The 12,954-nt window shown below is 73.2% G+C and carries 9 protein-coding genes; 4 read left to right on the top strand and 5 right to left on the bottom strand.

Annotation, left to right across the window (positions count from 1 at the left end; genetic code table 11):
* Positions 1-9: 9 nt before the first annotated feature.
* Positions 10-1,791, top strand: a complete 1,782-nt coding sequence (locus ABT014_RS30095; protein ID WP_350642396.1) for a cation:proton antiporter — start codon at positions 10-12, stop codon at positions 1,789-1,791.
* Here the strand turns inward: ABT014_RS30095 and ABT014_RS30090 are convergent.
* From ABT014_RS30090 to ABT014_RS30080, 3 genes are read right to left on the bottom strand one after another with little or no spacing between them, the layout of a single operon-like run.
* A complete protein-coding gene (locus ABT014_RS30090; protein ID WP_350642395.1) occupies positions 1,772-3,352 on the bottom strand; it encodes a GMC oxidoreductase in 1,581 nt (526 codons plus the stop codon). The genes ABT014_RS30095 and ABT014_RS30090 overlap by 20 nt on opposite strands.
* A 29-nt stretch (positions 3,353-3,381) precedes the next feature.
* Positions 3,382-4,320: a cyclase family protein gene (locus tag ABT014_RS30085; protein WP_350642394.1), complete on the bottom strand. Its 939-nt coding sequence runs from the start codon at positions 4,318-4,320 to the stop codon at positions 3,382-3,384.
* 19 nt (positions 4,321-4,339) lie between these two features.
* Complete coding sequence (locus ABT014_RS30080) at positions 4,340-6,160, bottom strand: glycoside hydrolase family 15 protein (protein WP_350642393.1); 1,821 nt, start codon at positions 6,158-6,160, stop codon at positions 4,340-4,342.
* 134 nt (positions 6,161-6,294) lie between these two features.
* Between ABT014_RS30080 and ABT014_RS30075 the strand changes: the two genes are divergently transcribed.
* The 3 genes from ABT014_RS30075 to ABT014_RS30065 all read left to right on the top strand — a co-directional run bounded on the left by ABT014_RS30075 (position 6,295) and on the right by ABT014_RS30065 (position 10,299).
* The gene (locus tag ABT014_RS30075; protein ID WP_350642392.1) at positions 6,295-7,236 is read left to right on the top strand and encodes a DUF389 domain-containing protein; all 942 of its coding nucleotides are present in this window, start codon (positions 6,295-6,297) and stop codon (positions 7,234-7,236) included.
* A 113-nt stretch (positions 7,237-7,349) separates the two neighbouring features.
* Complete coding sequence (locus ABT014_RS30070) at positions 7,350-8,780, top strand: DUF2252 domain-containing protein (RefSeq protein ID WP_350642391.1); 1,431 nt, start codon at positions 7,350-7,352, stop codon at positions 8,778-8,780.
* A gap of 139 nt (positions 8,781-8,919) precedes the next feature.
* Positions 8,920-10,299, top strand: a complete 1,380-nt coding sequence (locus ABT014_RS30065) for a chloride channel protein (RefSeq protein WP_350642390.1) — start codon at positions 8,920-8,922, stop codon at positions 10,297-10,299.
* 21 nt (positions 10,300-10,320) lie between these two features.
* On the opposite strand, the gene ABT014_RS30060 is transcribed toward ABT014_RS30065, so the two are convergent.
* Together ABT014_RS30060 and ABT014_RS30055 are read right to left on the bottom strand one after the other, a co-directional pair.
* Positions 10,321-10,749: a DUF7144 family membrane protein gene (locus ABT014_RS30060; RefSeq protein WP_350642389.1), complete on the bottom strand. Its 429-nt coding sequence runs from the start codon at positions 10,747-10,749 to the stop codon at positions 10,321-10,323.
* Between the two features lie 128 nt (positions 10,750-10,877).
* Positions 10,878-12,065 carry a sulfotransferase family protein gene (locus tag ABT014_RS30055; RefSeq protein WP_350642388.1) on the bottom strand — a complete coding sequence of 396 codons (1,188 nt, stop codon included), beginning with the start codon at positions 12,063-12,065 and terminating at the stop codon, positions 10,878-10,880.
* Positions 12,066-12,954: the final 889 nt, after the last annotated feature.

Genomic DNA, 12,954 nt, shown 5'->3' with positions numbered 1-12,954 from the left:
GGCGACCGCGTGACGCAGAGCGAGATCCTGGTCGGGATCGGACTGATCGTGGTGCTCGCCGTCGCCTCCCAGCTGCTGGCGAGCCTGCTGCGGATCCCGGCCATCCTGGTGCTGCTGCCGGTCGGATTCGCCGCGGGCGCCCTCACCGACGAGGTCAACCCCGAGCAACTGCTCGGCGACGCCTTCTCCCCGCTGGTCTCGCTCGCCGTCGCCGTGATCCTCTACGACGCCGGGCTCGGCCTCGACCTGCACCGGCTCCGCGGCCACACCCGACGGGTGGTGGTCCGGCTGCTGTGCCTCGGCGCCCTGGTCACCTGGGGTTCCGCCGCCCTGATCGCCGTCCCGCTGCTCGACCTGTCGCTGCCGGCCGCCGTGATGCTGGGCGCGATCCTGGTGGTGAGCGGCCCCACCGTGGTCGGCCCGCTGCTGTCCTACGTCCGGCCGACCGAACGGCTCCAGCGGATCCTGGTCTGGGAGGGCTCGCTGATCGACCCGATCGGCGGCATCCTGGGCGCGCTGGTCTTCCACGGCGTGCTCGCCACCGGCGAGGACGGCCTCCCCCGCCAGCTGGGCAAGTTCCTCGCCAGCGCCGCGGTCGGCCTGGCCGCCGGAGCCGCCGGCGCGGCGCTGCTCTGGCTGGTGCTGCGCCACCTGGCACTCGGCGAAGTCCTCGGCACCACCGTGCAGTTGGCCGCCGTGGTCGGCGTGGCGGCCGGCTGCGACGCGTTCCGGGACGACACCGGGCTGATCTCCGCCGTGGTGATGGGGATCGCCCTGGCCAACCGGCCCGACCTGGACATCCCGGTCCGCCGCCCGTTCCTGGAGACCCTGGTCTCGCTCACCATCGGCCTGCTCTTCATCTCCATCTCCGCCACCGTCACCCCGCAGTCGCTGCGGCACGTCGTGCTGCCCACCCTCGGCCTGGTGGCCCTGCTGGTCCTGGTGGTCCGGCCGCTGGTGGCACAGCTCGCCTGCGCCGGTACCGACGTGGACCGCGGCGAGCGGTGGTTCGTCGGCTGGATGGCGCCGCGCGGCATCGTCGCCGCCGCCACCGCCTCGACCTTCGCGAGCTCCCTGGTGCAGGCCGGGATCGGCGGCGCCCAGCGGATCCTGCCCGCCACTTTCGTGGTGATCGTGGCCACCGTCATGGTCTACGGGCTGACCGCACTGCCGGTGGCCCGGTGGCTCGGCGCGCTGCGCTCGGCCCGCTCCCGCCCGCTGCTGGTCGGCGGCGCGCCCTGGGTGGTCGACCTCGGCCGGGCGCTGAGCTCGGCCGGCCTGGACGTGCTGATGTGGGCGGGCGGCGACCGGCAGCGCCGCAGCATCCGGGCGGCCGGGCTGAACCTCGCCCCCGGCGAGCTGCTCGCCGCGGCCACCGGCGCCGGCGCCGAACTCGAGGGCATCACCGGCGTGTTGCTGCTCACCGACGAGGACGACTTCAACGCGCTGGCCTCGATGACGCTCAAGGAGAACGTCGAGGGCCCGGTCCACCGCCTCGGCCCGCCGGCCGGCAGCCAGGGCGTGGTCGCCCCGTACGCCGGTGACGGGGCGCTGTTCGGCGCCGGGCTCGACCGGCCGGCCCTGAAGCACCGGTACGCCCGCGGCGCTCGGATCGTCACCCACCGGGTCGACGGCACCATCCCGGCCGGCCACGAACTCCTCTTCCTGGTCCGCCCGGACGGCCGGCTGGCGGCCGTCACCCGGACGGACACCCCGGTGCCCCGCCCGGGCGACGTCGCCGTACTGCTGAGCCCGCAGACCGAACCGGACCTCAGCCCAGACGCTCCGTGAGGTGGTCACCGACCCGCAGCGCGTTGGCGATCGCGGTCAGCGACGGGTTCACCGCACCGATGCTCGGGAAGAAGCTGGTGTCCACCACGTAGAGGTTGTCCAGGTCATGGGCCCGGCAATTGACGTCCAGGGCCGAGGACTTGGGGTCGGTGCCGAACCGCACGGTGCCCGCCTGGTGCGCGGTGGCGCCGATCGGCATCCCCTTGTGCAGGTACAGGCTGTGCGGCAGCAGGTGGTGCGGGTGCATGCCGAGCTTGCCGAGCATGCCCTGGAGCCGGTGCTGGAGCCGGTTCAGCCCCTCGATGTTGTTCTTCTCGTCCAGCGCGAGGTGGATGTCGCCGTTGCCGTCCAGGGTGACCCGGTTGTCGGGGTGGGGGAGGTCCTCCCCGCACAGCCAGAAGTCCACCGCGTGGTGCGCCAGCACCTCGAACGGCATGTCGGGGGAGGCCAGCCCGGCCCACCGCGGTGCCTCGCCCCTGATCTGGTCGGCGTCCGACTTGCCCAGCATCTGGATCCCGCCGAGCGGGTACTCCCAGTCGTCCGAGCCCAGGTACCAGTCGTTCATCGCCAGGGTCTTCTGGAACTGGGTGTCGTTCGGCTCCTTGGAGACCGCCATCAGCGCCAGGTTGTTGTGCCGCATGTAGTGCCGCCCGACCGTGTCGGAACTGTTCGCCAGCCCGCCCGGATGCCGGTCGTTCGCCGAACGCAGCAGCAGCGCAGCGGAGTTGACCGCACCGCAGGCGACCACCACCAGGTCGCCGGCGAACCGGGCGGTCGAGCCGTCCGCCAGTTCCGCGACCACCGCGGACACCGTGCGCCCGGTGCCGTCCGTCTCCAGCGTGCGGACGTGGGCCCCGGTGACCAGCGTGACGTTGTCGTGCTCCAGCGCCGGCTCGACGCAGATCACCTCGGCGTCGGCCTTGCCCCGCACCAGGCACGGGAACCCGTCCACCCGGTTGCAGCGGATGCACACGCTGGCGTGGGTCGCGCCGCCGGTGGCGTCCTGCGTGAGGTTGACCCCGATCGGCAGGTGGAAGGGGTGCAGGCCGTGCTTCTCCAGGTCGTCGCTGAGCTGCTGGATCCGCGGCTCGTGCCGCACCGGCGGGTGGGCGTACTGCGCGCTGACCGGCCCCTCGCCCGGGTCCTCGCCGTGCCGCCCGTGCACCAGGTAGAGGTGCTCGGCCTGGGTGTAGTACGGCTCCAGGTCCTCGTACCGGATCGGCCAGGCGGGCGAGATGCCGCCGTGGTGGCGCAACTCCCCGAAGTCCTCCGGGCGCAGCCGGAACAGCGCCGCGCCGTAGAACTTGGTGTTGCCGCCGACGTAGTAGTTGACCTCGGGCGGGAACGGGTTGCCGTGCCGGTCGTACCAGAACTCCGGGGCCCGGTACCTGGACTTCACGAAGACGGCGGTCGACTCCCAGTTGTCCCGCTCCCGGGGTAGGTGGCCGCCGCGCTCCAGGATCAGGATCCGCTTGCCGGTGGGGGCGAGCCGGTGCGCGAGGGTGCCGCCACCCGCGCCCGTTCCGATGATGACGACGTCGTAGTGCTGGTCCTCGGCCATGGTGCACCGTCCTCGCGGGTTGTCACGGGTCACAGGATCGCGATCGGGTTGACGGGGGACCCGGTGGCCTGCGGCAGCCGCAGCGGGGCGACCACGCACAGGAACGACCAGCGGGCCTGCTGTTCGCACAGCGGTACCAGGTCCTCGAACTGGAGGTAGTCGAGCAGGTGGACGCCGAGCGCGTGCACCGCCAGGACGTGCACGGGGAAGTCGACGCCCTCGGTCGGGCTGGGCGCGGTGTCGTTGTTGCCGTCGCCGCCCAGCAGCGCCACCCGGCGCTCCGCCAGGAAGCGCACCGCGTCCGGGTCCAGGCCGACCCGGGCGCCGGCCGCCTCCCAGGCGCCGGTCACGGTCCGCCGCAGCCGGTGCCCGACCCGGACGAACAGCAGGTCGCCCGGGCCGACCCGGACGCCCTGCGCCCGTTCGGCGCCGAGCAGGTCCGCCGAGGTCACCCCGTCGCCCGGCTCCAGCCAGCGCACCCCGCGCAGCCGCGGGACGTCCAGCAGCACGCCGCGGCCCACGATCCCCGGGTGGGCCAGCTCCACCGCCAGCTCGGTCGCGCCGGCCGGGGTCACCGTGCCGGCCGGCACCCCGCCGTACAGCGTGCCGTCGTAGACCACGTGGCACAGCGCGTCCAGATGGCTGTCGGCGTCCCCGTGCACGTTCATCGAGAACCGGTCGGTGGCGAAGTGCAGGCCCGGCTCGGGCGGCCGGTGCTCCGGCGGGCTGGTGACCCGGTGGCCGGCGGGCTGCGGGTTGTCGGGGCCGGGCTCGGTCTCGACCGGCGCGGCCAGCGAGACGCTGCGCCCGAGCCGGACCTCCCGGGCGGCCGCCCGGACGGTGGCCTCGGTGAGGTGGGCCAGGGCTCCCCGCGGCCCGCCGGCGGCGGTGCCGGCGAGCTCGCGGTGGAGGGCGCGGAACTCCGCCAGGCTCTGCCGGCGGGGCACGGGGCCGGTCGCGGTGTCCATCGGCGGCGGTCCCGGCGGCTCAGTGCCGCCGTCGCTCTTCCAGCGCCTCGTCGAGCGTGCTGGCGGCCATGATCAGCGACATGTGGGTGAACGCCTGCGGGAAGTTGCCCAGTTGCTCGCCGCTCGGGCCGATCTCCTCGGCGAACAGGCCGACGTGGTTGGCGTAGGTGTGCATCTTCTCGAAGGTGTAGCGCGCGTTGCGCAGCCGTCCGGCGCGGGCCAGCGCGTCCACGTAGAGGTAGGTGCACAGGCTGAACGTGCCCTCCGAGCCGCGCAGCCCGTCCGGGGAGGCGGCCGGGTCGTAGCGGTACACCAGGCTGTCCGAGACCAGCTTGCGCTCCATCGCGTCCAGGGTGTCGAGCCAGCCGGGGCCCTTCGGCGACAGGAAGCGGACCCGGGGGATCAGCAGCAGCGAGGCGTCCAGCACGTCGCCGCCGTAGTGCTGGACCAGCGCCTTCTCCTTCGCGCTCCAGCCCTTGTCCATCACCTGGTCGAGGATGGTGTCGCGGGCCTTGGTCCAGCGTGCGGTGTCGGCCGGCCGGCTCAGGTCGGCGGCCAGCCGCAGCGCACGGTCGAAGGCGACCCAGCACATCACCCGGCTGTAGGTGAAGTCCTTGCGGCCGCCGCGGGTCTCCCAGACGCCCTCGTCCGGCCGGTCCCAGTTGTCGCAGAGCCAGTCCATCAGCTTGGCCAGGCCCTTCCAGCCGTGGTAGCCGGTCTGGATCCCGACCTCCATGCTCTCGGCCAGCGCGTACATCGCCTCGCCGTAGATGTCGAGCTGGAGTTGGTCGGCGGCGGCGTTGCCGGCCCGCACCGGACGGGACCCGCGGTAGCCCTCCAGGTGGTCCAGGGTCTCCTCGGTGAGGTACGGGTCGCCGTCCACCCGGTACATGATCTGCAGGCGTTCGCCGGGGATCTCGGCGCGGTCGCGCAGCCGGTCGCCGAGCCAGTGCGTGAACGCGGTGGCCTCCTCGACGAACCCGAGGTCCAGCAGCGCACGCACCGACAGCGCGCCGTCGCGCACCCAGCTGTAGCGGTAGTCCCAGTTGCGTTCGCCGCCGACCTGCTCCGGCAGGCCCATGGTGGCGGCGGCCACCGGTGCGCCGGTGGGGGCGTACGTGAGCAGCTTGAGGGTGATGGCGGACCGGTTCACCATTTCGGCCCAGCGGCCCCGGTAGCGCGAGGTGTGCAGCCAGCCCTGCCAGAAGTCGACGGCCGCCCACAGCTCCTGCTCGGCCTCCTCGACGCTCATCGGCGGCGGGGGCGGGCCGCCCGCGGCGCAGGCGGTGAACGAGGCCGTCGCCGACTCGCCGTTGCGCAGCGTGATCGCACCCCGGACGTCGTCGCCGTCCATCTCCAGCGGCATGCTGCTGCGCAGGTACCCGGTGATGCCCGGGGCGGTGAACCGCGCGCCCTCCGGCCGCAGGTCGAGCTCGTGGGTGGCGCGGCCGTAGTCGAAGCGCGGCCGGCACTCCAGCGTGAACCGGACGGTGCCACGCACGGCGCGGGCCATCCGCATCACGGTGTGGCGGTCGGTCGGGGCCGTGCCGGTGTTGGCGTTCATCCAGTCGATCACCTCGCCGACCCCGTCGGGCGACAGGAAGCGGGTGACCAGGACCCCGGTGTCCGGATAGTAGAGCTGCTTGCAGGTGACCTCGGCGTGCTCCGGTGCGAGCAGGAAGTACCCGCCGCGGTCGTGGTCGAGCAGCGAGGCGAAGATGCTGGGGGAGTCGAACCTGGGGGAGCAGAACCAGTTCACCACACCCTGGTCGGAAACCAGGGCCGCCGTCTGCAGATCGCCCACCAGGCCGTGGTCGGCGATCGGGGGGTATCGGTCCATGGCCCATCCAATCTCGGGCGGATCCCTACAGGCCCACTATCCGCCCGCCGTCCGGGTGACGCCTCTCGGACTCTGCGCGGCGGTGCGGTGACGGTGCGATTGCCCGGCGCCGCACGGGCGGTGTTACTGGGGGCATGGACCTGCTGCACGTCCGGGTGGTGAGCCCGCCCGACCTGACCGCGGCCGCCGTCGCGCTGCTGGCCGCGGACCCGGGCGTGCTCAACCTGGTCGTCGGGCGCGGGACGGTACGCCACCCGGACGGCGACGCCATCACCTGCGAGGTGCTGACCGGCGCGGCCAACGGGATCCTGGGCGGCCTCAGGGAGTTGAGGCTCGACCAGCTGGGCTCGATCGTCGTCATGCCGGTCGACATCGGCTTCGCCGGGCCCGCCGCCGAGGCCGCGCTGCGCGGGCTCGGGCCGCTGGGCCGCTCGCCCGTCTGGGCGCAGGTCGAGGCGCGGATCCGGGCCGAGGGGCGGTACCCGCCGAGCTTCTACCTGTACCTGGTCGTCGCGGGGCTGATCGGCTCGGTGGGGATCGTCACCAACTCGCAGATCCTGATCGTCGCGGCCATGGTGGTCGGCCCCGAGTACGGCGCCGTGGTCAGCGTGGCGCTGGGCATCGACCGGCGCGAGCGCGGCCGGGTGCTGGCGGGGCTGCGGGCACTGACCGGGGGCTTCACGCTGGCGGTCGCCGGCACGTTCCTGTTCAGCCTGCTGATCCGCGGCTGCGGCTTCCAGTCCCGTGCGTTCGAGGCGGGCCTGCGGCCGGTGTCCAGCCTGATCGACACGCCGGACTTCTTCTCGGTGGCGGTCGCCACCCTGGCCGGGGTGGTCGGGATCGTCTCGCTGACCGAGGCCAGGACGGCGGCGCTGCTGGGCGTGTTCATCTCGGTCACCACGATCCCCGCGGCGGCGGACATCGGTGTGAGCGCGGCGTTCGGCAGCTGGAGCGAGGCGCGCGGGTCGCTGGTGCAACTGCTGGTCAACCTGGTGACGCTGGTCGTGGTGGGCGCCGTCACGCTCAGGTGGCAACGGGCGATCTGGCGGCGGGTCGGGCGGCGCGCCGAGCGCTGAGGGCGGTCCGGTCCCGGGCGACAGCCGCGCCGGGACCGCACACACTGGAGACGGGGTCGCGGTGCTGTCCGGCTGCCGGGCATCGCCGCGACCGCGACGAGGCAGGAGGGCCCATGGCCACCAAGCAGAGCAAGGCGGCGGGCGGCGCCCCGCACCTGACGCCCGCGGAGCGGGCCGCCCGCGGCAAGGCCGCCCGTGGCCACACCCCGCGTTCGAGCCACGCCGGCTTCGAGCCGGCCGAGGACCGGCCCGATCCGGTCGACATCCTGGAGGCCCAGTCGGCGGTCCGGGTACCGGAACTCGTCCCGGTCCGCTACGGCCGGATGATCGAGTCGCCGTTCCGCTTCTACCGGGGCGCGGCCGCGATCATGGCGACCGACCTGGCGGGCACCCCGCACTCCGGGATCAGAGCCCAACTGTGCGGCGACGCACACCTGTTGAACTTCCGGATGCTGGCCTCGCCGGAGCGTCACCTGCTGTTCGACATCAACGACTTCGACGAGACCCTGCCGGGCCCGTGGGAGTGGGACGTCAAGCGGCTGACCACCAGTATGGTCATCGCCAGCCGGGCGAACGAGTTCTCCGAGTCCGAGTGCGCCGGGATCGTGCTGGCCACCGTGCGCTCGTACCGCGAATGGATGAGCCGGTTCTCCGCCATGCGCAACCTCGACGTCTGGTACACCAAGGTCGACGTGGAGCACCTCCAGGACCTGGCGGAGGGCCGGTTGCAGAAGCGGGGCCGCAAGAAGCTGGCCCGCGCCGCCGAGAAGGCCCGGGGCCGGGACACCATGCAGGCCTTCGACAAGCTCACCGAACTGGTCGACGGCGAGCGGCGGATCGCCGCCGACCCGCCGCTCGTGGTCCCGGTCGACCAGATCCTCGGTGGCGTCGAACGGGACACGTTCCAGCGTGAGTTCCGCAAGCTGATCGGACGGTACGGCCGCACCCTGCCGACCGACCGGCGCAACCTGCTGGAGCAGTTCCACCTGGTGGACGTGGCCCGCAAGGTGGTCGGCGTGGGCAGCGTCGGCACCCGCTGCTGGATCGTCCTGATGCTCGGCCGCGACGGCGAGGACCCGCTGTTCCTCCAGGCCAAGGAGGCCGACACCTCGGTGCTGGCCCCCTTCGCGGGCGCCAGCGAGTACCAGAACCAGGGCGAGCGGGTGGTCGCCGGGCAGCGGCTGATGCAGGCCGCCAGCGACATCTTCCTCGGCTGGGAGCGGGTGGACGGCATCGACGGCCGCCGGCGCGACTTCTACATCCGCCAGCTGCGCGACTGGAAGGGCATCGTCGAGCCGGAGCAGATGATCCCGGCCGGCCTGGAGGCCTTCGGCCAGCTCTGCGGCGCCACCCTGGCCCGTGCGCACGCCCGCTCGGGCGACCGGATCGCGATCGCCTCCTACCTGGGCCGCGGCGACGCCTTCGACCGCGCGGTGCAGCTCTTCGCGGAGGACTACGCCGACCAGAACGAGCGCGACCACCAAGCGCTGGTGGACGCCGTCCGCAGCGGCCGGGTGCAGGCCGAGCAGCTGGCCGCCACCTGAGGCCCGTTGCGCCACCGGTATGACAACCGGCCCCCGCCGCCTGTCGCGGCGGGGGCCGGTCCGCGCTCCGTGGTACGACGGCAGGAACGCCTCTGGGGGCAGCGCTCCAGACGGTTCCGGCGCCGAGGAGACCATGAGCATGTCGGCCAAGCCCACCGCCGGAGCCGGGAAGGCTCCGGCGGATCCGCTCGCGCTCGTCCGTACCCGCGGGTACGCCGGCCTGCTGCTGGTGGCAGCTGTGTTGGGCGCGCCGATCTCGGCCGCCGCGTTCGGCTTCCTGGCTCTGGTCAACGAGCTCCAGTCGCTGCTCTGGAACGACCTGCCGAAGGGGCTGGGCTTCCACGGCACCCCGTCCTGGTGGGCCATCCCGCTGCTGGTGGTGGCGGGTGTGCTGGTCGGGCTGACCATCCGCTACCTGCCCGGCACTGCAGGCCACAAGCCCGCGCACGGCCTGAGCACCACCGGCGCGACCCGTCCGGTCGACATTCCCGGCGTCGCGCTCGCCGCCCTCGCCTCGCTCGGCGCCGGCGCCGTGATCGGCCCCGAGGCACCCCTGATCGCACTCGGCAGCGGACTCGCCGTCGCCGCCGTACAACTGTCGCGACGGGATCTGCCGCCGCAGGCCGTCGCGGTGGTCGGGGCGTCCGGCAGCTTCGCGGCCGTCTCCACCCTGCTCGGCTCACCGCTGCTCGGGGCGTTCCTGCTGATGGAGGCGTCCGGGCTGGGCGGACCGCTGATGGGCGTGGTGCTGGTGCCCGGCCTGCTCGCCGCGGGTGTCGGCTCGCTGATCTTCGTCGGCCTGGGCTCCTGGACCGGGCTCGGCACCTACTCGCTGGCCATCCACAACGTGCCGCCGGCCGGGACACCGACCTACGGCGGCTTCGCCTGGGCCCTGGGCATCGGGGTGCTCGCGGCGCTCGCCGGTACCGGGATCCGCCGGCTCGGGCTGTACCTGGAACCCCGGGTGGAGCGGCGGATGGTGCTGGGTACGGCGCTGCTCGGCCTGGCGGTCGGCCTGCTGGCGCTGATCTACGCGGAGGCCACCGGCAAGTCCGCCACCGAGGTGCTCTACTCGGGCCAGAGCGCGCTGAACCCGCTGCTGGGCGACCGCGCCGAGTACTCGGTGGGGGCGCTGGTGCTGCTGGTCGCCTGCAAGTCGCTGGCGTACAGCGTGTCGCTGGCCGGGTTCCGCGGCGGTCCGGTGTTCCCGTCGATGTTCGTCGGGGCGGCCGGCGGCCTCGCCCTCTCGCACCTGCCCGGTCTGCCGGACACGGCCGGCTTCGCGATGGGGATCGGCGCGATGTGCGTGTCGATGCTGCGGCTGCCGATGACCGCGGTGCTGCTGGCCACCCTGCTGCTGGGCACCGACGGCCTCGCGGTGATGCCGCTGGTGATCGTCGCGGTGGTGGTCTCGTACTTCGTGACGCTGCGGCTGGCGCCGGCCCCGGCGCCCGGGCCGGACGCGGGGGCGGCGCCGGGCGCTGCCGGTGCCGCCGCTCCCGGGCCGACCGGCCCGTGACGGCGGCGGATCCGGCCGCGGCTACCAGGTGTCCCGGTTCGCCCCGGCGCACAGCGCCCAGATGATGAAGATGTTGATCGCGATCAGTACCACGGCCCAGAACGGGTAGTACGGCAGCCAGAGGAAGTTGGCGATGGCGGCCAGCCCCGCGAGCACCACGCCGACCGCCCGGGCCCAGATCGCACCGGTGAACAGCGCGAACCCGGCCAGCACGATCACGATGCCGAGGATCAGGTGGATCCAGCCCCAGCCGTTCACGGAGAACCGGAAGGCGTAGTTGCTGGTCTTGACGAAGAGATCGTCCTTGGCGATGGCGGCGATCCCCTCGAAGATCGCCATGGCGCCGCCGAAGATCATCAGAACGGCGGCGAGCACGGTCCAGCCGGACCGGAAGGGGTGCCGTGACTCCTGGGCGGTGCCCGCCCGCGGTTCGTTGACGTTGCTGGCCATCTCGGCCTCCTGACCTGTCGGCCGCCTGAACTCAGGCCTTTATGCCAGCCTTACACGCCTTCGCCCGATCGGCCCATCGGAGCCTGAGCCGATCGAAGGCGGGGTCGGTGCCGGGGCCGTCCGGGGGGTCAGAGCCGGTCGACCTCGGCGAGCAGGTCGTGGTACTCGGCGAACGCCGATTCGACGCCGGCGCGGGTCAGGCCGTAGCGGGCGAGGTCGTAGCGGTGCGGTCGGGTGCCCTTGGGGCGGGCGGTGACCGCGGGGAGGCGGGCGGCGGTGTCGCTCGTCCAGCGGGCGCCGATGGCTGCGTACAGTTCGGGGGCGCCGGTGGCGGGGTCGGATCCGAGCCAGGAGTACGGGACGTCCACCAGGGCTTCGGCGGGGATCGCGTCCCGGGCCGCGAGACCGCGTGCCATCGCGCGGCTCAGCACGTCGAGCCAGGTGGCACCGATGCCGTGCAGGTCGAGCGGACGGACGGTGATCGCCATGCTGTGTTCGACCAGGCTGCAGAAGGACGCCACGGCGGCCACCGGGTCACGGTGCGTCCACACGACGGTGGCGTCCGGGAAGACGGTGCGCAGCGCGTCCAGGTTCTCCAGGTGCATGGGCGACTTGAGCACCCATCGGCGGCGCGGGCGACCGTACTGGAGGACCTGGAAGACCTGCTTGAGATAGCGGTAGTCGGGGACGAAGTCCCGTTCGTGGTGCCGGGCCGGGAAGCCGGCGATGCGGACCTGGGACAGCGGCATGACGGTGTGCGGGAGGGCGAAGGTGCACTCGTCGGGGCCCTCGGGGTCGAGCGGGTGGATGTCGCGGAAGCCCGGGGCGAACAGGTCGATCGCGCCGACCATCCGGCGGGCGGCGGTGACGGCCTTCGCCCGCTCGGCGGCCGTCGGCTCCAGGTCGGGCGTGAGCAGTTCCCACAGCCGGGGGCAGCGGTGCTCGGCCGCGAGGGACAGCACGCCGTGGGTCAGTGTGGTCGCCGTGCGCGGCAGGCCCACCACGAACACCGGCCGCTCGATGGGTTCCTGCTCGATCGCGGGGTGCCGGGCGAGCAGCCCGCGGATCCGGGCCCGGTTGCGGAGCTGCCTGCGGACGTGGGCCTGTCCGGACGCCCAGCCGACCGGGGTGAGGTCGGCCTCCTTCGACCAGTCGCGCAGCAGCGGCCGGAAGTCGTCGGCGAACGCGCGGTCGCCGTCGGCCTGCGGCGTCGCCGCGACGAGCCGGTCGAACGCCCGGTCGGGGTCGCGCCGGGCGCCGAAGCCCGGTCGGAGCAGCAGATTGGCCAGGGTGAGGGCGAGCGGGGTGGCAGGCAAGGGTGTGTTCCTTCAGCGGCGGGGGGAGGGGCATGGCGCCATCCCGCGATCCGGTCCAACCTGAAAACTACCGAGCAGTAAGGACAGTCAGGTTAAACCCGGACCGCGCGTACATGTCAATGGATCTGCAAGGGAAATCGCCTGGATTCCGGCCGTGTTCCGGGCCCGCTCCAGCTGCGCGCCGACCCCCTTTTCCACGATCGTACGATCCGGTAGCGTGCCCTCCTGGCATACGAGGAGAGCTGGTCGCCACCCCACTCGTGAGAGTGAACCGGCAGTCCCCCGGCGGTAGTTCACCTCGACGAGCTCGGTGTCGCAGCCTCGCTCGGCCGCCCCCACGACGAACTCTGATCCCTGATCGCCGGGCCCCCACGGACCGGTCCAGGGCAACCGCAGCCTCAGGATTCGGTGCGGGCGGACGATCGCGGTCGTCACCGCTCGGGACAGCTCGAACCGGACGGAGCGCCATGCGCCAGATCTGCGGGCGGGGATTCATCGTGCACGGGCGAAGACGGAGCGGCGGAGCCGCCGGGAGCGGCCTGCCGCACCCGGGCGTCGCCGTCGCTCACCTGCACCCAGGGCGGTACTGACCGGCCCGACCGGCGCGAGGCCGACCCCGCCGCGAGGCCGGGGCCGTCGGCGTGCCCACCGCCGTCCGGCGGGCCGGGCGGCCGGCCGCTCGGCCCGGGTGCCGAACCGTCGAACCGCGGGCCCGCGCGTCCCCTTCTGGCGCGCGCGGCCCGGCGTCGGCATGCCCTTGAACCCCCCACGAAGCTTTCCCCTCACCGGAGTTGACCGTGACGACAGCCGACACCCTGGCCGCCGGGGGCCCCGCAGTGGCGGCCTCCTCGGCCGCCAGCTGCGAGCGCGGCGCCACCGTGTGGCTGAC

This window comes from Kitasatospora sp. NPDC094015 (genome assembly GCF_040304075.1).
GTDB lineage: Bacteria > Actinomycetota > Actinomycetes > Streptomycetales > Streptomycetaceae > Kitasatospora.
The sequence above is the reverse complement of the archived record's forward strand: the minus strand, read 5'-3'. Positions and strand labels throughout refer to the sequence as shown.